Here is a 20,713-nt window from a genome sequence, read left to right as displayed (position 1 = left end):
GGGAAACACCGCGCGGCATATTCACCATGCACGATCGTTTATTGTTGCATGCTAACTTGACCATTTCGCGGTTTTGGAAATCGCTCGGAGGAGATGTCGCGGGGCCGAGGAAGCATGACCCCGCCGACGTGATGCCGGCGGAGATGCGCGGAGCGCGATGGCCGCGCTAGGCTGATGACCGATCCGCCCATCCCCTTCCGAGAGGAGCGACGATCATGACGGGCACCCTTTCGCGCCGCGCGCTGGTCGGCGCAGCGCTCGCCCTGCCCGCCCTGCCCGCCCTGTCTGGGCGCGCGGGGGCGCAGTCCGCGCCGACGCTGCTCAACGTGTCCTATGACCCGACACGGGAGCTGTACCGGGCCTTCAACGCCGCCTTCGCGGCGCGCTGGGCCTCGGAGAATGGCGGGCAGCGCGTGCGGGTGAACACCTCCCATGGCGGGTCGGGCGCGCAGGCGCGGACGGTGATCGACGGCCAGCAGGCCGATGTGGTGACGCTGGCCCTCGCCTATGACGTGGATGCCATCGCCGAGCGCGGGCTGATCGCACGCGACTGGATCACCCGCCTGCCCCACAACAGCGCCCCGTATACCAGCACGATCGTCTTCCTCGTGCGGAAGGGGAACCCGAAGGGGCTGCGCGATTGGGGCGACCTGGGGAAGGACGGGGTGAGCATCGTCACTCCGAACCCCAAGACCTCCGGGGGCGCGCGTTGGAACTACCTGGCCGCCTGGGCCTGGGCCCGCCGCCAGCCCGGCGGCTCGGACGCCACGGCGGAGGAGTTCCTCGGCCGGCTGCTGCGGAACGTGGCCGTGCTGGACACGGGCGCGCGGGGCTCCACCACCAGCTTCGTGCAGCGTGGCCAGGGCGACGTGCTGCTGGCCTGGGAGAACGAGGCCTATCTCGCGATGAAGGAGTTCGGCGAGGGGCAGTTCGACATCATCGCGCCCTCCATCTCCATCCTCGCCGAGCCCTCGGTGGCGGTGGTGGACCGCAATGTGGAGCGGCGCGGCACACGAGCGGTGGCGGAGGCCTATCTGCGCCACCTGTACAGCCGCGAGGGACAGGAGATCGCCGCGCGCAACTTCTACCGGCCGCGCGAGGCCGCGGCGCTTTCCGCCGCCACGGTGCGCTTCCCCGAGCTGAACCTCGTCACCATCGATGCGGAGTTCGGCGGCTGGGCCAATGCCCAGCGCGCGCATTTCGCGGATGGCGGCAGCTTCGACCGCATCTACAGGCCGACGCGTTGAGCCTCAGCCTCTCCCGCCGGGATCCGCTGCCGGGCTTCGGGCTGTCGCTGGGCGTGACGCTCGCCTGGCTGTCGCTGATCGTGCTCGTTCCCCTCTCGGCCCTGGCTCTGCGGCCCTGGGAGCTGGGGCTTTCCGGCATCCTCGGCGTGCTGTCGGATGCGCGGGTGCTGGCGGCGCTGCGGCTCTCCTTCGGCACGGCGCTGGTTGCGGCGCTGGCTAACCTGCCGCTGGGCCTGCTGGTGGCCTGGGTTCTGGTGCGGCTGCGTTTTCCCGGAAGGCGCGTGCTGGATGCGATGGTGGATCTGCCCTTCGCCCTGCCCACCGCCGTGGCGGGGCTGGCGCTCACCGCGCTCTTCGCCCCCAATGGCTGGCTGGGTGCGCCGCTGAAGGCGCTGGGCATCACCGTGGCCTATACCCCGCTCGGCGTTTTCGTCGCGATGATGTTCGTGGGGCTGCCCTTCGCCGTGCGGACGGTGGAGCCCGTGCTGCGGGACCTGGGCACGGAGGCGGAGGAGGCGGCGGCGACCCTCGGCGCCAGCCGCCCGCAGACGCTGCTGCGGGTGGTGCTGCCGGCGCTGGCGCCCGCCCTGGTGACGGGCTTTGGCCTCGCCTTCGCGCGGGCGGTGGGGGAGTATGGGAGCGTGATCTTCATCGCCGGCAACCGCCCCATGGTCAGCGAGATCGCGCCGCTGGTGATCGTGCAGCGGCTTGAGGCGTTCGACTATGCGGGGGCGGCCGCGGTGGGGCTGACGATGCTGGCCATCTCCTTCCTGGTGCTGCTGCTGCTCGGCCTCATCCAGGCAAGGCTGCGGCCAGGGGGCCGCGCGTGATCCCCGGCCCCGCCGCGCGCGACCCGGCCGTGGCGCGCTGGGGGGCGGCCATCCTCGCGCTCCTGCTGCTCACCGTCTTCCTGGCCCTGCCGCTCGCCGCGGTGTTCACCGAGGCGCTGCGGCGTGGCTGGGGCACCGTGCTGGAGGCCTATTCCGACCCCGACGCCATGGCCGCAATCCAGCTCACCCTCCTTGTCGCCGCCATCGCCGTGCCGGTGAACACGCTGGGCGGAATCGCGGCGGCCTGGTGCGTGGCGAAATACGAGTTCCCGGGAAAGCGCCTTCTCGTGGCGCTGATCGAGCTGCCCTTCTCCGTCTCGCCGGTGATCTCGGGGATGGTCTTCGTGCTCATCTTCGGCGCGCAGGGCTGGCTCGGTCCCTGGCTGCAATCGCGGAACATCCAGATCGTCTTCGCGCTGCCGGGGCTGGTGCTGGCCACCGTCTTCGTCACCTTCCCCTTCGTCGCGCGCACGCTGATCCCGCTCATGCAGGAGCAGGGGCGGGCTGAGGAAGAGGCGGCAGCAACCCTGGGGGCGAGCGGCTGGCAGACCTTCCGGCTGGTGACGCTGCCCAACATCAAATGGGCGCTGCTCTCCGGTGTCCTGCTCTGCAATGCGCGGGCGATGGGGGAGTTCGGCGCGGTCTCGGTCGTCTCGGGCCATATCCGGGGGGAGACGAACACCATGCCGCTGCATGTCGAGATCCTGTACAACGAGTACCAGTTCGCGGCGGCCTTCGCGGTGGCGGCGCTGCTTGCCTTGCTGGCCTTGGTGACGCTGGGGGCGAAGACGCTTCTGGAACGACTCTCCGGCCGGCGGGGGGAGATGGTTTGATCGTCCTTTTCCCCATGCGGGCGCCTCGGCGATGATCGGCGCATGGATCAACGCATGACCCATCCGGTCACCGGCACCGGCGTCGAGGTTTCAGGGGTGGCGCGGCGCTTCGGCCCCGGGGCGGCGGCGCTGGATGGCGTGAGCCTTTCCGTGAAGCCGGGCGAGTTCGTGGCGCTTCTCGGCCCCTCGGGCTCGGGCAAGACCACCTTGCTGCGCATCCTGGGCGGGCTGGACCATGCCGATGCCGGCACGGTCGCGATCGGCGGGCGGGACGTGGCCGGGGTTCCGGCGCGGGAGCGCGGGATCGGCTTCGTGTTCCAGAACTACGCCCTGTTCCGCCACATGGATGTCTTCTCCAACGTCGCCTTCGGGCTGCGGGTGCGCAAGGCCGGCCGGCCGCCGGCGGAAGAGATCGCCGCGCGGGTTCGCCGGCTTCTCGCCCTCGTGCAAATCCCGGAGATGGAGCGGCGCTTCCCCGACCAGCTCTCCGGCGGGCAGCGGCAGCGCGTGGCGCTGGCCCGCGCACTCGCGATCGAGCCCTCCCTGCTGCTGCTGGACGAGCCCTTCGGCGCGCTGGATGCCCAGGTGCGGAAGGAGCTGCGCCTCTGGCTGCGCGGGCTGCAGGAGGAGGTGGGGATCACCACCATCCTGGTCACGCATGACCAGGACGAGGCGATGGAGGTTGCCGACCGCGTGGCGGTGATGCGCGCCGGCCGGATCGCCCAGTTCGACACGCCGGAAGCCCTGCTGGACCGCCCCGCCGATGCCTTCGTGGCCGGGTTCCTGGGCGAGGCGAACCGGGTGACCTGCACCGTGCGCGGCGGGGTGGCGCATTTCGCCGGCGAGGTGCTGCCGCCGCTCGCCGTCCAGGCGCCGGACGGGGCGGCGCTGGCCTTCATCCGCCCGCATGAGCTCTTCGCGCGGGAAGCGCCAGATAGCGGCTATGTCGTGCGCGCCGTGCGCCCGGCGGGGCCGGGAACGCGGCTGGTGGTTTCCGGGCCGGCGGGGTCCTTCGATGCCGTGCCGGCGCCGGATGCGCCCCAGCCCCGGCGCGGCGAACGTTGCGCGCTGGAGGCGCAAGGGGCCAGGCTCTTCCCCGCCTGACCGCCGAGCCGGCGGAGTCGGCACGCATCCTGCAAGTTCCGGCGCCCACGGCGTAGCCCGGCGGATCCCCGCCGTGCCGCCGCGCAAGGAGCCCTGCCATGGCGCTGCGCCGCCCCTTCCTCACCCTCGGCGCCGCCGTGGCGCTGGCCGCCTTGGGCGCCCCGCCCAGCGAGGCCCAGACCGCGCAACAGCCGACGACGCTGCGGATCGCCCTCTCCCTGCCGGCCTCGACGCTGGACCCCGTGCAGTCCACCGCCGCCACGGTCCGGAACCATGGCTTCTTCGTCTATGACCAGCTCTTCGGCCTGGACAGCAAGGGCGTGCCCCGGCCGCAGATGGTGCAATCCTGGACCGCCTCGGACGACAAGATGACCTGGCGCTTCACGCTGCGGGACGGCCTGGCCTTCCATGACGGCCAGCCCGTGCGCGCGGCCGATGCGGTCGCCTCCATCCGCCGCTGGGCGCAGCGCGACGTGGTGGGCCGCGCCCTGGCCGCCGCCACCGGCGCCATGGAGGTGGTGGACGACAAGACCTTCGAGATCCGCCTTTCCCAGCCCTTCGGCCTGGTGCTGGAGGCCCTGGCCCGGCCGACCGGCAGCGCGCTGTTCATCATGCCCGAGCGGATCGCGCAGACCTCGCCCAGCGTGGCCATCACCGAGGCCATCGGCTCGGGCCCCTTCATCTTCCAGGCGAGCGAATGGCGGGCGGGCGACCGCGCTGTCTATCTGCGGAACCCGAACTACCGGCCGCGGGACGAAGCGCCGGATGGGCTGGCGGGCAGCAAGGCGGTGTATGTGGACCGGGTGGAATGGCTGACCATGCCGGATGCGACCGTGGGGGTGAACGCGCTCGGCAACGGGGAGATCGACTTCCTGGAGCAGCCGCCGCCGGACCTGATCCCGACGCTGGAGCGCAACCGCCGCATCCGCGTGGCCCCGGTGAACCCGGTCGGCAGCATGGCCTGGCTGCGGATCAACCACACCCAGCCCCCCTTCAACGACCCGCGCGCGCGGCAGGCGCTGCTCTATCTGGTGAACCAGAAGGACGTGCTGGAGGGCATGGGCATCCGCGCCGCGGAGCAGGTGCCCTATTGCCCCGCCTATTTCATGTGCGGCACGCCGCTGGAGACGGCGGCCGGGGCGCGGGGGCTTCGCGAGCCGGATGTGGCGCGTGCGCGGGAGCTGCTGCGCGAGGCGGGCTATGACGGCCGCCCGATCGTGTTCCTCAACGCCACGGACAACGGGCTGAACAACGCCTCCACCCTGGTGATGGCGGAATCCTTCAAGCGCGCCGGCCTGAACATGGATGTGCAGGCGATGGACTGGGGCACGCTGACGGCCCGCCGCAACCGGCGGGAGCCGACGGCCCAGGGCGGGTGGAACCTCTTCATCACCATCGCCAATGCCTTCGACGCGGCGGACCCGCTGTCCAACCTCTATCTCGCCAGCAGCTGCGACGCCGCGCCGGCGGGCTGGCCCTGCGACGAGGAGCTGGAGCGGCTGCGCAAGGCCTGGGCGGGGGAGAGCGACCCGGAGAAGCGGCGCGCGCTGCTGGAGCAGGTGCATGCGCGGGCCTATGAGGTGCTGCCCTACATCAATGGCGGGCAGTTCCGTGCCAATGCGGCGTGGCGCACCAACATCACCGGCATCCGGCCGACGACGGTTCCGGTCTTCTGGGGCGTGAGGAAGGAATAGGACGCGCCGGGGAAGGCATGGCCTTCCCCGCCAGCGGCTCAGCCTTCGGTGACGGCACTATTGGTGGGCCGGCCCTACCGCCCCGCCAGCACCTTCGCGGTCGCGCCGGACAGGGCGCCGATCCGCGCCTCCCCGGCCGCCACGCGGCGGGCGGTCGCCAGGCCCTTGGCCTGGGATTCGACCGCGCGCCGAGCCTCCGCCTCGGCCTCGCCGCGCGGGAGGACCAGGACGCCGCTGTTGTCGCAGATCACCGCGTCGCCCGGCATCACCACCACCCCGCCGATGCTGACCGGCACGTTCATCTGCCCACCCATGTCCAGCATCTGAGTGGTGACGGGGGCGAGGCCACGGCACCAGACAGGGAAATCGGCCTCCTCGATCTCCTCCAGGTCGGTGCAGGGGCCGTCCACCACGGCCGCCACGGCGCCCGCGGCCTTGGCCGCGACGGCCAGCCCGCCACCCAGACAGGCATGGCGGTCGTCGCCCAGCCGGTCGATCACCAGCAGGTCGCCGGGGCGCAGTTGGTCCAGCGCATGGGCGAGGATGGTGCCGTCATTCGCCGGCATCATGACGGTGAAGGCCGTGCCGGCCACGCGGCGGCGGGGCAGCAGCGGGGCGATGCGCCGGTCGGCGAAGCCCCAATGGCGCCAATGCCCGATGGTGGCCGTCTCGGCCTGCTCCAGCAGGGCGAGGAGGGCGGGGTCGAGCGGGGGCGGCAGGGGGCCGGTCACGTAACGAGGCATGGCGCGAGCTTCGCAAGAAGGAGGCCGCGAGAGGAAGGGCGGGTTGGTGGCTTCCGGCCGGCGCGTTTTGCTCTAATCCGCTGACCCATGCCCGCCCTCGAACACGCCCGGACCTGGCTCCGCGACCAAGCATGGCCGCTTTGGCTGGAGCATGGGGTGGATTGGTCCCGCCGGGGCTTTCATGAATGCCTGGAGCTGGACGGGTCGGGCTGCCTCTCCTCCTTCCGGCGCCTGCGGGTGGTGACGCGGCAGGTCTTCGTCTTCGCCGCGGCGCATGGGGCCGGGCTGCCGCGCGCCGACGAGGCGGTGGAGCTGGGGGTGGAGTTCCTGCGGAAGCGTGCGCTCCAGCCGGATGGCGGCTACGCCCAGCGCTTCGCCCTGGACGGGACGGTGATCGACGACAGCCGGGACCTGTACGACCACGCCTTCGTTCTGCTGGCCCTGGCCAGCGCCGCCCGGGTGCTGCCCGTGGAGCCCCTGCGGCGGGAAGCCTTGGGGCTGATGGCCTATCTCGACGCGGCACTGCGGCACCCGCTGGGCGGATACCAGGAAGGCCGCCCGCCCGCCCTGCCCCGCCGCCAGAACCCCCATATGCACCTGCTGGAAGCCAGCATGGCCGCCTGGGAGGCCTTCCGGGAGCCGGTTTTCCTCCGCCGCGCCGACGCGCTGGTGCGGCTGTTCCTCGAGCACTTCTTCGACCCCGTCACCGGCACCTTGCCGGAGGAGTTCGACGACGCGCTGCGGCCGCTGCGGGACGGTGGGCGGCATGCGGTGGAGCCAGGCCACCATTGCGAATGGGTCTGGCTGCTGGACTGGCACCGCCGTCTGGGGGGCGCGGAAGGTGGCGAGGCCGCCATGCCCGGGCTGCTGGCCTTCGTGGACCGTCACGGGACCAACCCGGCCCTCGGCACATTGCGGGACGCGCTGTGGAGCGACGGGACGGTGAAGGAGCCGGGCTCGCGCCTCTGGCCCCAGACCGAACGGCTGAAATCCGAGGCACTGCGGGCCGATGCGACACTGGGCCGGCTGGCCGGGGCGGAAGCGGCGCTCTGGCGCCATATCGCCGGCGCACCACCCGGCCTGTGGTTCGAACGGCTGTCCCCGGAAGGCCAACCCCTTCCCGGCCCGGCTCCCGCGAGCAGCCTCTATCACCTCACCGCGGGTATTCTGGTGGCGGGACGGGGGTTCTGACGCCTGGGCTGTCGGCTTGTCCCGGGGAGAGGAAGAAGGAATTCTTCCTCTCCCCGGCCCACTCAGCATCATCTCCTTTTAGAAGTTTGGAATCACCGGGCTGACGGTGCGCCTCGGGTCATGGACCCGAGGCGACTGCAAAGGCAGAAAAAGCGCCCTCAACCAGAGACCCCTTCGATCCTGGGCATCCACGGCAGTCAGACGGGGTTCCAAGGGCCTCAGGCCCTTGGGGGGTGGAGGGCGGAGCCCTCCTCGAGGCCCCGGAGGACGGCGGCCGTAAAAGAGGCTATGTGCCCGGTGAAGCTCTCCGGAGCCGGGCGCGTGGTGGTGGCCCGGCGCGGTCCGGTCCTGAGGGGCGTTGCATGATTGATTTTGGCGGCCGGCGCATCCTGTGCCTTGGCGACGTGATGCTGGACCGTTTCCATTACGGGCGGATTGACCGGATTTCCCCTGAGGCGCCGGTGCCCGTGGTGCGGATGGCGGACAGCCGCGCCATGCTGGGCGGCGCGGGGAACGTGGCGCGTAACATCGCCTCGCTGGGTGGCGAGGCGGTGCTGGTGGGTGTCGTCGGGCAGGACGCGGCGGGGCGGGAGCTGGCGGGGCTGATCGCCGGCACGCCGGGGCTGACGGACGCGACCGTCGCCTCGGCCACGCGCCCGACGATCGCGAAGACGCGCATCATCGCGGGCCACCAGCATGTCGTGCGGCTGGACGAGGAGGTGACGGGTCCGATCACGGATGCGGATGCCGCCGCCATCCGCGCCCGGGTGGAGGCGCTGCTGCCGGGCTGCCATGCCCTCGTGCTCTCGGATTATGCGAAAGGCCTGCTGCGGGCGGATGTGGTGCGGCACGCCATCGATGCCGCGCGGCGGCTCGGCCTGCCGGTGCTGGTCGATCCCAAGCGGAGCGATTTCGGCTTCTATGCGGGCGCCACGGTGCTGACGCCCAACCTGAAGGAGCTGCGCGCAGCCGCCCAGGGCCCTGCCGATACGGAGGAGGAACTGGCCGCCGCCGCCCGGGCGCTGCTGGGGCCCGCCAGGGCCGACGCCATCCTCGTCACGCGCTCGGAGAAGGGGATGCTGCTGGTGGAGGCCGAGGGCGGCACCCACACGGTGCGCGCCCATGCGAAGGAGGTGTTCGACGTCTCCGGCGCCGGGGATACGGTGATCGCCGTCATGGCGCTGGCTGTCGCCGCCGGGTTTCCGCTGCCGCGCGCCATGCGGATCGCCAATGCGGCCGCCGGCGTGGTGGTGGGCAAGCTGGGCACGGCCACGCTGGACATGGGCGAGCTGACGGCGGCGATGGATGCCGAGACGCCGGAGCCAGCCGATATCGCGGGCAAGATCGTCTCCTCGGCCGAACAGGCGATCCCCGTCCTCGATGCCTGGCGGCGGCGGGGGCTGGAGATCGGCTTCACCAATGGCTGCTTCGACATTCTCCATCGCGGCCATGTCACCATGCTCCAAGCCGCCCGCGCCGCCTGCGACCGGCTGGTGGTGGCGCTGAACACGGATGACAGCGTGCGGCGCCTGAAGGGCGACGGCCGGCCGGTGAATGCGCTGGAGGACCGGCTGGCCGTGATCGCGGCGCTCCAATCCGTGGACCTCGTCCTCGCCTTCGGGGAGGACACGCCGCTGGAGCTGATCACCCGGCTGCAGCCGGACGTGCTGTTCAAGGGCGCGGATTACCGGCCGGAGGAGGTGGTGGGCGGCGATGTGGTGCAGGCGCGGGGCGGCCGGGTGGCGCTGATTGACCTGGTGCCGGGGCGCTCCACCACCGGGATCATCGCGCGCAGCCGGGCGGGGGCGGGCTGAAACACCGCCGGGCGGGTGAGCGTTAACCTCGCTCAGCCCTGCTGGCGGAAGGCGACATGTCCCAGGACAAGACCGGCCAGACCGAAGGCCCCGATGAGGGGCAGGCCAAGCTCAACCCCGGTGACGACGCCCCGCCGGGCACCCCCGGAACGGGCGAGGATGTGTGCCCCAAATGCTCGGGCCGCGGGCGCCTCGGCGCCGAGCCCTGCCCGGAATGCGGCGGGAGCGGCGTGGTGATCAAGGGGTTGGCGGGGGGCTGAGCGAGCGCCCCCGAGAAGGCGCTCCGGCGCTCCGGCTCAGTGCCGGAAGTGGCGCATCCCCGTCATCACCATGGCCAGCCCCGCCTCGTCGGCGGCCGCGATCACCTCGTTGTCCCGCATGGAGCCGCCGGGCTGGATGACGGCCGTGGCGCCAGCGGCCGCGGCGGCCTGGAGGCCATCCGCGAAGGGGAAGAAGGCGTCGGAGGCAACGACGGAACCCTGGGCGAGCGGGGTGTCGAGGCCTGCGGCCTTGGCGGCCTCGGCGCTCTTCCAGGCGGCGATGCGGGCGCTGTCCACCCGGCTCATCTGCCCGGCGCCGATGCCCACCGTCGCGCCGCCCTTGGCGTAGACGATGGCGTTCGACTTCACGTGCTTGCAGACGCGGAAGGCGAAGATGAGGTCCTGCATCTCCTGCGTCGTCGGCTGCCGCTTGGTCACCACCTTCAGGTCGGCCACCGCCACGCGCCCGGCGTCGCGGGACTGGGCGAGGAAGCCGCCGGCCACGCTGCGGAAGGTGGTGCCGGGGGCGCCCGGGTCGGGCAGGCCGCCGGTCAGTAGCAGGCGCAGGTTCTTCTTCTTCGCGAAGATGGCGCGGGCGGCCTCATCGGCATCCGGGGCGATCACCACCTCGGTGAAGATGGCGGTGATGCGCTCCGCGGCCTCGGCGGTCAGGGGCCGGTTGGCGGCGATGATGCCGCCGAAGGCGGAGACGGGGTCGCAGCGCAGGGCCGCGTCCCAGGCCGCGTTCAGCTCCGCGGCGGTGGCCACGCCGCAGGGGTTGGCGTGCTTGACGATGACGATCGCCGGTTCCTCGAACTCCGCCACCGCCTCATAGGCCGCGTCGGTGTCGTTGAGGTTGTTGTAGGACAGCTCCTTGCCCTGCACCTGCTCGGCGGTGGCGATGCCGGGGCGGTGGGTGCCGTCCACGTAGAAGGCGGCCTGCTGGTGCGGGTTCTCGCCATAGCGGAGGGTCTGCTTCAGGAGGCCGGGGATGGAGAGGCGCTGCGGGAAGTCCTGCGCCAGCTCCTGCGCGAACCAGCGGGAGATGGCGGCGTCATAGGCCGCGGTGCGGGCATAGGCGGCGGCGGCGAGCGTCTTGCGGGTCGCGAGGCTGGTGCCGCCGGTCTCGGCGATCTCCTTCGCCACCTCCAGCAGCTGCTCCGGCTCGGTCAGCACGGCCACATGGGCGTGGTTCTTGGCGGCGCTGCGGATCATGGCCGGGCCGCCGATGTCGATGTTCTCGACGCAGTCCTCGTAGCTCGCGCCGCGCGCGACCGTCGCCTCGAAGGGGTAGAGGTTCACGCAGACCAGGTCGATCGGGGCGATGCCGTGCTGCTCCACCTGGGCCACATGTTCCGGCAGGTCCCGCCGGAAGAGCAGGCCGCCATGCACGCCGGGGACGAGGGTCTTCACCCGCCCGTCCAGGATCTCGGGGAAGCCGGTGTGGTCCGACAGCTCCTTCACCGGAATGCCGGCATCCCGCAGGGCCTTGGCGGTGCCGCCGGTGGAGAGGATCTCCGCCCCCTGGGCGGCGAGGGTGCGGGCGAACTCCACCAGGCCGGTCTTGTCGGAGACCGAGAGGAGGGCGCGGCGGATCGGGAGGGTGGCCATGCGGCGGGCGATAGCGCGGGGCGGCCCGGGGTGGAAGGCGAAACGGGCGCGGGGCTGCTCTGAAGCGGCGTCGGGGCAGTGGGGGCGCCGAGTCGCGAAATGGAACCTTGCGGGAACCCTGTTGTGGGTGCCCGCGGGCCGACCCACCAGGGATTGTGGTCGGCGGCCCCGGAACACCCGTCAGCGATTCGTTCGCGCGACTCGGGCGAGGCAGCTGATTTCCTGAGGTTCCCGATGGCGGCCGTTCAGCATGTGTTCGGCCAGCGACTCGGGGCCGGGCGGAACACTCGGTTTCAAGCGGCGATACAACCGGCGCGCGGCGGGGGCGTTCCCTGGCTCAGCCCATCGAACGGACCCTCCATGCCCCCCGCCTCCCCCGCGCCTGACCGCCCGCTCCTCGCCGGGCGACATGCCCTGGTCACGGGGGCTTCCTCCGGAATCGGCATGGCCGTGGCGCGGGACCTGGCGGGGGCCGGGGCCGCCGTGGCCGTGAACTACCGCTCCGGCCAGGAGGCGGCGGAGGCACTGGTGGAGGAGATCCGCGCCGCCGGCGGCCGGGCCGTGGCGCTGCGGGGCGATGTCTCCAGCGAGGATGAGGTCGCCGCGCTGGTCCGGAGCACCGAGGAGGCCTTCGGCGGGATCGACCTCCTGGTGGCCAATTCCGGCATCCAGAAGGACGCGCCGATCGGAGAGATGTCGCTGCAGGACTGGCAGGCCGTGGTCTCGGTGAACCTCACGGGCCAGTTCCTGTGCTGCCGGGAGGCGATCCGGGCCTTCCGCCGCGGCCCGGAACGGCCGGGACGGGCGCGCGGCGCCATCGTCTGCATGAGCTCCGTCCATGAGCTGATCCCCTGGGCGGGGCGGGTGAACTACGCGGCGACCAAGGGCGGCATCCGGATGATGATGCAGACCCTTGCGCAGGAGGTGGCGGCCGAGCGGATCCGGGTGAATGCGGTGGCCCCCGGCGCCATCCGCACGCCGATCAACGAGGAGGCCTGGGGCACGGAGGAGGCGCTGCGCAAGCTCCTGCGCCTGATCCCCTATGGCCGGATCGGCGAGCCGGAGGATGTGGCGCGGGCGGTGACCTGGCTCGCCTCCGACGAGGCCGACTACGTGACGGGCACGACGCTCTTCGTCGATGGGGGCATGTCGCTCTATCCCGAATTCGTCGGCAACGGCTGAGGCCGGCCCTCATGGGAGAGCCGATCGAGAACCACGGCATCGTGGGCGACCTGCGCACGGCCGCGCTGGTGGCCCTGGGCGGGGCGGTGGACTTCCTCTGCTGGCCGCGCTTCGACAGCCCGAGCGTCTTCGCCTCCCTCCTCGACGACGAGCGGGGTGGGCGGTTCGAGCTGGCGCCGGCGCTGAACGGGGCGCGGCACCGGCAGCTCTACCTGCCCGATACCAACGTGCTGCTGACCCGCTTCCTCTCGCATGAGGGGGTGGCGGAAATTTCCGACTTCATGGCGCTCGGCCCCAGCCAGCGGCTGGTGCGGCGGGCCAAGGCGGTGCGCGATCCCATGCGCTTCCGCATGCGCTGCGCGCCGCGCTTCGACTATGCGCGGGCTTCCCATACCGCGCGAGCCGAGGGACCCACCCTCGTCTTCGAGGGCGCGGATGGCACGGCGCTTCGGCTGCGCTCCACCGTGCCGATGCGGATCGAAGAGGGTGACGGCTTCGCCGAGTTCACGCTGAAGGCCGGCGAGGCCGCGGCCTTCGTGCTGGAGGACGCCGCCTGCAGCCCCGCCGCCCCGGCCGACCCGCAGGAGGTGGCGGAGTGCTTCAAGCAGACCTCCGATTCCTGGCGCCGCTGGACGGCGCGCTCGACTTATCGCGGGCGCTGGCGCGACATGGTGAACCGCTCCGCGCTGGTGCTGAAGCTGATGACCTCGGCCGAGCATGGCTCGATGGTCGCGGCGCCGACCTTCGGACTGCCGGAGACGATCGGCGGGGTGCGGAACTGGGACTATCGCTACACCTGGATCCGGGATGCCGCCTTCACCGTCTATGCCTTCCTGCGCCTGGGCCACACGGCGGAGGCGATCGGCTTCATGCGCTGGCTCGCCGCCCGTGAGAAGGACGGCACGACCGACGGCAAGCTGGAGCTGATGTACGGGCTGGACGGGCATCGGGAGCTGACCGAGACGACACTGCCGCATCTGCGCGGCTATCAGGGCTCCACCCCCGTGCGCATCGGCAATGGCGCGGCGGGGCAGCTTCAGCTCGACATCTACGGGGAGCTGATGGATGCGGCCTATCTCTCCGACAAGTATGGCGAGCAGATCTCCCACGAGGCGTGGGAGGGCATCACCCGCACGATGAACTGGCTGACCGAGAATTGGGAGCGGCCGGATGAGGGAATCTGGGAGGTGCGTGGCGGGCGCCGGCACTTCCTGCATTCACGGCTGATGTGCTGGGTGGCGCTGGACCGCACGCTGCGCCTGGCGCGCAAGCGCTCCCTCCCCGGCCCGCTCGCCCGGTGGCTGGAGGCGCGCGACGCCATCTACCACGACATCCACACCAATTTCTGGGACCCGGCCCAGGGCGCCTTCGTGCAGAGCAAGGGCAGCACGGCGCTGGATGCCGCCTGCCTGCTGATGCCGCTGATGCGCTTCATCAGCCCGACCGACGCCCGCTGGCTTTCCACCTTGAAGGCGGTGGGGGAGCGGCTGGTGGATGACAGCCTGGTGCGGCGCTACGAGGATGAGAAGGTGGACGGGCTCGATGGCATCGAGGGGAGCTTCAACATGTGCTCCTTCTGGTATGTCGAATGCCTGGCCCGGGCGGGCGACGTGGCGAAGGCGCGCTTCCTCTTCGAGAAGATGCTCGGCTACGCTAACCATCTCGGCCTCTATGCCGAGGAGCTGGGGCCGGCGGGAGAGCATCTGGGGAACTTCCCCCAGGCCTTCACCCATCTCGCGCTCATCAGCGCCGCGCACTACCTGGACCGCGCCCTTTCGGCCCAGGAGGCGGCGCCGCGGGAGGCCATGGGCGCGGCGCCCTTCCCGACGACGGGGCTCTGAAGGCCGGGGGGGATACGCCTCCCCTGCCTTTCCCCTACCATTCGCCCACCATGACGATCCGCCGCTACCTCAACCAGCGCCTGAAGCTGCACCAGTTGCGGGCCTTGGAGGCGATTGTGGCGCAGGGAAGCCTGCTGCGGGCCGCCGCCGTGCTCGGCATCAGCCAGCCGGCCCTGACCCGCATGCTGCAGGAGTTGGAGGAGGTCACGGGGCAGCGCCTGTTCGACCGGCTGCCGCGCGGCGTGCGCCCGACCGAGGCGGGCATGATGCTCGCCCAGGCCGCGCGCCGGATCCTGGCGGAGCTGCGGCGGCTGGACGAGGCGCTGGACCGGATCTCGGATCCGGAGGGCGGAACGGTGGCCATCGGCACCCTGCCCGTGGCCGCCACCGGCGTCCTGCCCGGTGCGCTAACCCGGCTGACCGCCGAGCATCCCGGCATCCGGGTGCGGCTGGAGCAAGGGCGGACCGAGGAGCTGCTGCCCAAGCTGGCCGCGGGCGAGATCGACCTGATCGTGGGGCGCCTCTACGAACCCGCCATGCCCGACGGCTTCCCGCGCGAGCCGCTCTGGGAGGAGCCCATCTCCATCATCGCCCGCGCCGGCCACCCGGTCTTCGAAGAGGCCGAGGTGACGCTGGAGACGCTTCGCCGCTATGACCTGATCCTGCCGACCGTCAGCCAGCGGGTGGGACAGGAGATCGAGAACCTGCTCGCGCTGCTCTCGCTCGAGCCGAGCAGCTCCATGCGCTCCAGCTCCTATGGATTCATCCGGGAAATGCTGCTGGCCACGGACATGATCTCGGTGATGCCGCGCCTGATGATGGCCGGGGACATGCTGCGTGGCGTGCTGCGGGTGGTGCCGCTGCCCGTGCCCGCGCCGCAACGGCCGGCCGGGCTCATCCTGCCGCGCGGCCGCCCGCTGCCGCCCGCTGGCCATGCCTTCGTGGCCTGCCTGCGGGCCCATGTCGCGGAGATCGGCGAGCGGGGCCTGGCCGCTATAACGGGCCGTCATATGGGAGGGCGGGAAAACAATAGGACAGCGGCTCGGCCAGGGGGGTAGGGGAAAGCCAAGGCCCCACGGCACGCTGCGGGGCGGGAGGAAGCGCCCCATGACCAAGAGAACCGGGCGGGCGCAGCGCGCCCCGGCACGGGCCTAGCCCGGTGTCGCCGCCGGGAGAACCGGCCGTGTTGCGCGCGGCCATCGGCACCTATCCTCGCACGCGGGCCCTGAAGGATGGCGGGGTCACCTCGCCGCTGCTGCGGCTCGACTTCGCGGACGTTCCCGTCATCAGCCGCGCCTTCGCGCCGATGGTGCGGGAGCTGCGCTTCGACGTCTCGGAAATGGCGATCGCGACCTTCCTGCAGGCGCGCGCGATGGGCCGCCCGCTGGTGCTGCTCCCCGTGGTGCTGGCGGCGCGGTTCCAGCAATCCGCCTTGCTCTGCCGGCAGGAGAGCACGATCCGTTCACCCGCCGATCTCTCGGGCAGGCGGATCGGCGTGCGCGCCTACAGCCAGACCACGGGCATGTGGCTGCGCGGCATCATCGCCGAGGAAGGCGGGCCTCGCCCGGCCGAGAGCCGCTGGGTCACCTTCGAAGATGCGCATGTCGCCGGCATCGCCGATCCGCCCTTCGCGGAGCGCGCGGCGCCGGGGCAGGACATGCTGGCCATGCTGCGCGCGGGGGAGCTGGATGCGGTGATCGTCGGCAACGACATGCCGGACGATCCCGGCCTGCGCACCGTCTTCCCTGATCCGGCCGCGGCCGCCGAGGCCTTCTGGCAGCGCCACCGGATGGTGCCGGTGAACCACATGCTCTGCGTGACGCGTGAGTTGGCCGAGGGGCGCCCTGAGCTGGTGCGGGAGGTCGTGCGCATGCTCCGCCAGGCCGCAACGGCTGTTCCGCCGGATGGCCGCGGCCCGCCGCCCGCCAGCCGCGCGGCGCTGCGCCCCGTGATCGAACTCGCGCTTCGCTACATGACCGAACAGGACATGCTGCCGCGCCCCCTGACCCCCGACGAGGTCTGGGACGGGCTGCCGGACGGCGTGGATTAGGGAGAGGAACGGCATGACCAGCTTCGCCATCATCGGCTTCGGCGAGGTGGGCGGGATCTTCGCCCGTGACCTGCGCGCGGGCGGCGCCACCGACATCCGGGCCTATGACGTGCTGCCCGCCGCTCGCGAACGCGCCGCGGCCTTCGGCGCCGAGGTTCCCGCCAACGCAGCCGAGGCGGCTATAGGGGCGGATGTCGTGTTCATCTCCGTCACGGCGGGATCCGCCCTCGCCGCGGCGGAATCGCTCGGCGGCGGATTGGCCCATGCCCCCTTCGTGGTCGATGTGAACTCGATCTCCCCCGCCGCGAAGCAGGCGAATGCGCGTGTGGTGGCAGCGGCGGGCGGCCGCTACGTCGAGGCCGCGGTGATGAGCAGCGTGCCGCCCCGGGGGCTGCGCTCCCCCATGCTGCTCGGCGGGGCGGATGCGCCGGCCTTCATCGAGCGGATGGCGCCCTTCGGGATGAAGATGACGGTCTTCTCGCCCGAGATCGGCAAGGCCTCCTCGGTGAAGATGTGCCGCAGTGTCATGGTGAAGGGGCTGGAGGCGCTGACGACGGAATGCATGCTCGCCGCCCGCCATTACGGCGTGGAGAAGGAGGTGCTGCGCTCCCTCGCCGACACGCTGCCGCATGAGGATTGGCGTGGCCTGGCCCGCTACGTGATCAGCCGCGCGCTGATCCATGGTCGGCGCCGCGCGGAGGAGATGCGCGAGGTCTCCCGCACTGTGGACGAGGCCGGGGTCGAGCCGCTGCTCAGCCGCGCCATCGCCGAGCGCCAGGACTGGGCGGCCGCGCGCGGGCGGGAGATGGACAAGGCGCAGCTCGCGACCACCGATCTGGACGTGCTGCTGGATGCGCTGGCCGCGACCATCCAGTCGCGCGCGGCCGCCGAATAGCGCCATCAGGCATCGCCCCGGCCGGGGTCGCCAAACAAGGGAGACAGGTGCATGTCCATCACACGCCGTGACGCGCTGCGGCTGGGCGGCATCGCCGCGGCCGGTACCCTGGGGGCCCCTGCCTTCGGCCAATCGCTGCCCGACAAGCCCATTCGCCTCATCGTGCCGAATGCCGCGGGGGGCGTGGCCGACCTGACGGCCCGGACCGTGGGCGCCGCGCTGTCAGAGCGACTGAAGCAGCCGGTGGTGATTGAGAACCGCCCCGGCGCGGGCGGGATCGTGGCGGGGCAGACGCTGCTTCAGGCGCCGGCGGATGGCGCGACGCTGATGGTGGCCACCAATGCCCATGCCATCAGCAAGTCGCTGTTCCGCTCCCTTCCCTTTGACCCCATCCGCGACTTCGCGCCTGTCGGGCTGATGGGCACCTTCGCCATCGCGGTTCTGGTGGCGCCCCAGTCGCCCATCCGGACGGCGGGAGACCTCATCGCCCAGCTGAAGCGCGATCCGCGCAGCGGGAATATCGGCACGATCAGCGTGGGCAGCACGCAGAACCTCGCCGCCGAGCTGTTCAAGACCAGCGCCGGGATCGAGGCGACCACGGTGCCCTTCTCCGGCACGCCCGCCCTGCTCACAAGCCTGCTCCGCAACGACGTGACGGCGGCCTTCGAGATCGTGGCGCCGCTGATGGGGCAGATCCGCGACGGCTCGCTGCGCGCCATCGCCGTCACCTCCGCCCAGCGGGCCGCCAACCTGCCGGACGTGCCGACCCTGCAGGAGGCCGGGATCGCGGGTTTCGACGTGACGTCCTGGAACGCCATCGTCGCGCCGGCGCGCACCCCCGCGCCGGTGGTCGAGCGCATCAACGCGGCGCTGAACGCCTCCCTGGCCGATCCGACCGTGCGCAGCAAGCTGCTGGAGGCTGGGGTGGAGGCCAGGGGTGACGCGCCCGCGCATCTCGGCCAGCTGATGGAAGCCGAGGCGGAGAAGTGGCGTGGCGTGATCGAGCGCGCGGGCATCGAGAGGCAATGAGCATGAAGAGCTGCAAGGCGCCGGACCCGAACCCGAAGACTCCGGCCTACAAGCTGCCGGCGGGGGCCTGTGACGCGCATTGCCATGTCTTCGGGCCGGCCGACCGGTTCCCCTACGCGCCGGACCGTTCCTACACCCCACCGGACGCGCCGGTGGAGGACCTACGCCGCGTGCACGCGGCGATCGGCGTAGAGCGGGCGGTGATCGTGCAGGCGAGCTGCCACGGCACCGACAACGCGGCGATGATCGACGCGATCGAGCGCAGCGAAGGCGCCTATCGCGGCGTCGCCATCGTGGATGGCGGCATCACCGATGCGGGGCTGGAGGAGCTGGACCGCGGCGGCGTGCGCGGCGTACGCTTCAATTTCGTGAAGCATCTCGGCGGCACGCCCGATCTGGAGGTGTTCGATCGCGTCCTGGACCGCATCCGTCCCCTGGGGTGGCATGTGGTGCTGCATCTCGACGCCGGTGACATCCTGGAGCATGCGGAGCGCATCTCCCGCATCCGCGTGCCCTTCGTGATCGACCATATGGGCCGGGTGCAGGCCAGGAACGGGCTGGAGCAGGAACCCTTCGGCCGGCTGCTCGAGCTGATGAGGAACGAGCTGGCCTGGGTGAAGATCTGCGGGCCCGAGCGCGTTTCCACCGAAGGCAGCCCCTTCCATGACGCCGTGCCCTTCGCGCGCAGGCTGGCGGAGATCGCACCGGATCGCACGCTGTGGGGTACCGACTTCCCGCATCCGAACATCGCGGGCGACATGCCGAATGATGGCGACCTGGTGGATCTCCTCGCCCTGGCGGTGGAGGATGAGGCCGTGCGCCGCAAGATCCTGATCGACAATCCGAACCGCCTGTACTGGGCGCGCTGAGAGGGATGAGCACCATGTCCGGGCAGCAGAAATCCGGCCTCGTCGTTACCGCCCATCCCGGCGACTTCGTGTGGCGCGCGGGCGGCGCCATCGCGCTGCATGCGAAGATGGGCTACCGCGTGAAGATCGTCTGCATGTCCTATGGCGAGCGCGGCGAGAGCCAGGGCGCCTGGAAGCAGCCCGGCATGACGCTTGAGGCCTGCAAGGCGGCGCGCAAGGCGGAGGCCGAGGCCGCCGCCGGGGTGCTGGGGGCCGAGATCGAGTTCTTCGATGCCGGCGACTACCCGCTGCGGATCACCGGTGCGATGATGGACCGGCTGATCGACATCTATCGCGAGGTGAATCCCTCCTTTGTCCTCACCCATGCGGTGAAGGACCCCTACAATGTCGATCACCCCGAGGCCGCGCGCATCGCGCAGGAAGCGCGCATCGTCGCACAGGCGGCCGGCCACAAGCCCGGCCCGGACGGCGTCACCTATTCCGCCCCGCAGGTCTTTCAGTTCGAGCCGCACCAGCCCGAGCAATGCGACTTCAAGCCCAACCGCATCCTCAACATCACCGAGGTCTGGGAGAGGAAGTGGAAGGCCTTCGAGCAGCTACCCGCCCAGCGCCACCTGTGGGACTATTATGAGCGCGTGGCGCTGAACCGCGGCATGCAGGGCGGGCGCAACTCGGGCAAGGCCATGAAGTATGGCGAGGCCTACCAGACCATCTTCCCGGATGCGGTGGAGGTGCTGGCATGACCCCCGTTGTCATCCGCCACAACCCGCGCGCCGACCTCGCCATCATCGAACGTTTCGCTCCCCTCGGCGTCTCCACCACGCATGAGGCGAGCGGCCGTGCGCCCAACCTGATGAAGACCTATATGCGCCCGGCCTGGGCCGGCGCCGCGGCGGTGGGCAGCGCGGTGACAGTGCTGGCGCAGCCCGGCGACAACTGGATGATCCATGTTGCCGTCGAGCAGTGTCAGGAGGGCGACATCCTCGTCGTCGCCTGCACCACGGACAACACGGACGGCATGTTCGGCGACCTCCTCGCCACATCGCTCAGGGCACGCGGCGTGCGCGGGCTTGTCATCGATGCCGGGGTGCGGGACGTGGCGGTGCTGCGGGAGATGGGCTTCCCCGTATGGTCCCGCGCCATCTCCGCGCGCGGCACGGTGAAGGCAACGCTGGGCTCGGTGAACATCCCCGTGGTTTGCGCGGGCGTTTCCGTGCGGCCAGGCGACGTGGTGGTGGCCGATGACGACGGCGTGGTGGTGGTGCCGGCCGCCGATATCGCCGCCACCCTCGCGGCCGCCGAGAAGCGGCAGGCGAATGAGGGGGAGAAGCGGGAGAAGCTGGCCGCCGGGGTGCTCGGGCTCGACCTCTACGGCATGCGCTCGGCGCTGGAAAAGGCGGGCCTGCGCTACCTGGACCGGCTCGAGGACATCTGATCGCCCGGGGCAGGGCGCCCTTGCCCCGTTGCAAAGCCGCAGGGCCGTTCTGCCCTGCGTTGCGGTGGCGTTGACGGTATTGCGA

At 71.2% G+C, this 20,713-nt stretch carries 19 protein-coding genes; 17 read left to right on the top strand and 2 right to left on the bottom strand.

What is annotated here, in order from left to right; translation table 11 throughout:
• Positions 1-215: 215 nt before the first annotated feature.
• From BUB97_RS04595 to BUB97_RS04575, 5 genes are all read left to right on the top strand, one after another.
• Positions 216-1,247 carry a sulfate ABC transporter substrate-binding protein gene (locus BUB97_RS04595; RefSeq protein WP_073131992.1) on the top strand — a complete coding sequence of 344 codons (1,032 nt, stop codon included), beginning with the start codon at positions 216-218 and terminating at the stop codon, positions 1,245-1,247.
• Entirely contained in the window at positions 1,244-2,077 is an 834-nt protein-coding gene (gene cysT, locus BUB97_RS04590) for a sulfate ABC transporter permease subunit CysT (RefSeq protein WP_073131990.1), read from the top strand. Before BUB97_RS04595 ends, cysT begins: the two co-directional genes overlap by 4 nt.
• Positions 2,078-2,106: 29 nt before the next feature.
• Complete coding sequence (gene cysW / locus BUB97_RS04585; RefSeq protein ID WP_456306319.1) at positions 2,107-2,910, top strand: sulfate ABC transporter permease subunit CysW; 804 nt, start codon at positions 2,107-2,109, stop codon at positions 2,908-2,910.
• Between the two features lie 42 nt (positions 2,911-2,952).
• Positions 2,953-4,014 (top strand): sulfate/molybdate ABC transporter ATP-binding protein, encoded by a 1,062-nt coding sequence (locus BUB97_RS04580; RefSeq protein WP_245818193.1) that lies wholly within the window; start codon positions 2,953-2,955, stop codon positions 4,012-4,014.
• A gap of 98 nt (positions 4,015-4,112) precedes the next feature.
• The gene (locus BUB97_RS04575; protein ID WP_086061901.1) at positions 4,113-5,708 is read left to right on the top strand and encodes an ABC transporter substrate-binding protein; all 1,596 of its coding nucleotides are present in this window, start codon (positions 4,113-4,115) and stop codon (positions 5,706-5,708) included.
• Between the two features lie 74 nt (positions 5,709-5,782).
• Here the strand turns inward: BUB97_RS04575 and BUB97_RS04570 are convergent, their stop codons facing one another.
• Positions 5,783-6,451 (bottom strand): RraA family protein, encoded by a 669-nt coding sequence (locus BUB97_RS04570; protein WP_073131982.1) that lies wholly within the window; start codon positions 6,449-6,451, stop codon positions 5,783-5,785.
• A gap of 87 nt (positions 6,452-6,538) precedes the next feature.
• Between BUB97_RS04570 and BUB97_RS04565 the strand changes: the two genes are divergently transcribed.
• The 3 genes from BUB97_RS04565 to BUB97_RS04555 all read left to right on the top strand — a co-directional run bounded on the left by BUB97_RS04565 (position 6,539) and on the right by BUB97_RS04555 (position 9,716).
• Positions 6,539-7,642, top strand: coding sequence for an AGE family epimerase/isomerase (locus tag BUB97_RS04565; protein WP_073131980.1), 1,104 nt, complete (start codon positions 6,539-6,541; stop codon positions 7,640-7,642).
• A 365-nt stretch (positions 7,643-8,007) separates the two neighbouring features.
• Entirely contained in the window at positions 8,008-9,456 is a 1,449-nt protein-coding gene (gene hldE, locus BUB97_RS04560) for a bifunctional D-glycero-beta-D-manno-heptose-7-phosphate kinase/D-glycero-beta-D-manno-heptose 1-phosphate adenylyltransferase HldE (RefSeq protein WP_073132231.1), read from the top strand.
• Between the two features lie 56 nt (positions 9,457-9,512).
• Positions 9,513-9,716 carry a hypothetical protein gene (locus tag BUB97_RS04555; protein WP_073131978.1) on the top strand — a complete coding sequence of 68 codons (204 nt, stop codon included), beginning with the start codon at positions 9,513-9,515 and terminating at the stop codon, positions 9,714-9,716.
• A gap of 36 nt (positions 9,717-9,752) precedes the next feature.
• On the opposite strand, the gene purH is transcribed toward BUB97_RS04555, so the two are convergent.
• Positions 9,753-11,327 (bottom strand): bifunctional phosphoribosylaminoimidazolecarboxamide formyltransferase/IMP cyclohydrolase, encoded by a 1,575-nt coding sequence (purH, locus tag BUB97_RS04550; protein WP_073131977.1) that lies wholly within the window; start codon positions 11,325-11,327, stop codon positions 9,753-9,755.
• A gap of 360 nt (positions 11,328-11,687) precedes the next feature.
• On the opposite strand from purH, the gene BUB97_RS04545 reads away from it, so the two are divergent.
• From BUB97_RS04545 to BUB97_RS04505, 9 genes are all read left to right on the top strand, one after another.
• On the top strand, positions 11,688-12,509 hold the full coding sequence (locus BUB97_RS04545) for an SDR family oxidoreductase (RefSeq protein ID WP_073131974.1): 822 nt from the start codon (positions 11,688-11,690) through the stop codon (positions 12,507-12,509).
• A gap of 11 nt (positions 12,510-12,520) precedes the next feature.
• The gene (locus tag BUB97_RS04540) at positions 12,521-14,350 is read left to right on the top strand and encodes a glycoside hydrolase family 15 protein (RefSeq protein ID WP_073131971.1); all 1,830 of its coding nucleotides are present in this window, start codon (positions 12,521-12,523) and stop codon (positions 14,348-14,350) included.
• A 50-nt stretch (positions 14,351-14,400) separates the two neighbouring features.
• A complete protein-coding gene (locus BUB97_RS04535; RefSeq protein WP_073131970.1) occupies positions 14,401-15,408 on the top strand; it encodes a LysR family transcriptional regulator in 1,008 nt (335 codons plus the stop codon).
• Between the two features lie 125 nt (positions 15,409-15,533).
• A complete protein-coding gene (locus BUB97_RS04530) occupies positions 15,534-16,400 on the top strand; it encodes an ABC transporter substrate-binding protein (RefSeq protein WP_245818192.1) in 867 nt (288 codons plus the stop codon).
• Positions 16,401-16,413: 13 nt separating this feature from the next.
• Positions 16,414-17,295 carry an NAD(P)-dependent oxidoreductase gene (locus BUB97_RS04525; RefSeq protein WP_073131966.1) on the top strand — a complete coding sequence of 294 codons (882 nt, stop codon included), beginning with the start codon at positions 16,414-16,416 and terminating at the stop codon, positions 17,293-17,295.
• Positions 17,296-17,346: 51 nt separating this feature from the next.
• The gene (locus tag BUB97_RS04520; protein WP_073131963.1) at positions 17,347-18,324 is read left to right on the top strand and encodes a Bug family tripartite tricarboxylate transporter substrate binding protein; all 978 of its coding nucleotides are present in this window, start codon (positions 17,347-17,349) and stop codon (positions 18,322-18,324) included.
• 2 nt (positions 18,325-18,326) lie between these two features.
• The gene (locus BUB97_RS04515) at positions 18,327-19,193 is read left to right on the top strand and encodes an amidohydrolase family protein (protein ID WP_073131960.1); all 867 of its coding nucleotides are present in this window, start codon (positions 18,327-18,329) and stop codon (positions 19,191-19,193) included.
• Positions 19,194-19,207: 14 nt separating this feature from the next.
• Positions 19,208-19,936 (top strand): PIG-L deacetylase family protein, encoded by a 729-nt coding sequence (locus BUB97_RS04510; protein WP_073131958.1) that lies wholly within the window; start codon positions 19,208-19,210, stop codon positions 19,934-19,936.
• Complete coding sequence (locus BUB97_RS04505; RefSeq protein ID WP_073131955.1) at positions 19,933-20,628, top strand: 4-carboxy-4-hydroxy-2-oxoadipate aldolase/oxaloacetate decarboxylase; 696 nt, start codon at positions 19,933-19,935, stop codon at positions 20,626-20,628. Before BUB97_RS04510 ends, BUB97_RS04505 begins: the two co-directional genes overlap by 4 nt.
• The last annotated feature ends 85 nt before the right edge of the window (positions 20,629-20,713 follow it).

The organism is Muricoccus roseus (assembly GCF_900141905.1).
In the GTDB taxonomy this organism is placed as follows: domain Bacteria; phylum Pseudomonadota; class Alphaproteobacteria; order Acetobacterales; family Acetobacteraceae; genus Roseomonas; species Roseomonas rosea.
The sequence above is the reverse complement of the archived record's forward strand: the minus strand, read 5'-3'. Positions and strand labels throughout refer to the sequence as shown.

What these genes read in the sequence shown, in the direction of transcription:
- BUB97_RS04575 (WP_086061901.1), top strand. Translation starts at nt 4,113, where the DNA reads ATGGCGCTGCGCCGCCCCTTCCTCACCCTCGGCGCCGCCGTGGCGCTG.
- BUB97_RS04545 (WP_073131974.1), top strand. Translation starts at nt 11,688, where the DNA reads ATGCCCCCCGCCTCCCCCGCGCCTGACCGCCCGCTCCTCGCCGGGCGA.
- BUB97_RS04510 (WP_073131958.1), top strand. Translation starts at nt 19,208, where the DNA reads ATGTCCGGGCAGCAGAAATCCGGCCTCGTCGTTACCGCCCATCCCGGC.
- BUB97_RS04515 (WP_073131960.1), top strand. Translation starts at nt 18,327, where the DNA reads ATGAAGAGCTGCAAGGCGCCGGACCCGAACCCGAAGACTCCGGCCTAC.
- BUB97_RS04580 (WP_245818193.1), top strand. Translation starts at nt 2,953, where the DNA reads ATGGATCAACGCATGACCCATCCGGTCACCGGCACCGGCGTCGAGGTT.
- BUB97_RS04565 (WP_073131980.1), top strand. Translation starts at nt 6,539, where the DNA reads ATGCCCGCCCTCGAACACGCCCGGACCTGGCTCCGCGACCAAGCATGG.
- BUB97_RS04525 (WP_073131966.1), top strand. Translation starts at nt 16,414, where the DNA reads ATGACCAGCTTCGCCATCATCGGCTTCGGCGAGGTGGGCGGGATCTTC.
- BUB97_RS04570 (WP_073131982.1), bottom strand. Translation starts at nt 6,451, where the DNA reads ATGCCTCGTTACGTGACCGGCCCCCTGCCGCCCCCGCTCGACCCCGCC.
- BUB97_RS04540 (WP_073131971.1), top strand. Translation starts at nt 12,521, where the DNA reads ATGGGAGAGCCGATCGAGAACCACGGCATCGTGGGCGACCTGCGCACG.
- BUB97_RS04520 (WP_073131963.1), top strand. Translation starts at nt 17,347, where the DNA reads ATGTCCATCACACGCCGTGACGCGCTGCGGCTGGGCGGCATCGCCGCG.
- BUB97_RS04535 (WP_073131970.1), top strand. Translation starts at nt 14,401, where the DNA reads ATGACGATCCGCCGCTACCTCAACCAGCGCCTGAAGCTGCACCAGTTG.
- BUB97_RS04555 (WP_073131978.1), top strand. Translation starts at nt 9,513, where the DNA reads ATGTCCCAGGACAAGACCGGCCAGACCGAAGGCCCCGATGAGGGGCAG.
- BUB97_RS04595 (WP_073131992.1), top strand. Translation starts at nt 216, where the DNA reads ATGACGGGCACCCTTTCGCGCCGCGCGCTGGTCGGCGCAGCGCTCGCC.
- purH (WP_073131977.1), bottom strand. Translation starts at nt 11,327, where the DNA reads ATGGCCACCCTCCCGATCCGCCGCGCCCTCCTCTCGGTCTCCGACAAG.
- BUB97_RS04505 (WP_073131955.1), top strand. Translation starts at nt 19,933, where the DNA reads ATGACCCCCGTTGTCATCCGCCACAACCCGCGCGCCGACCTCGCCATC.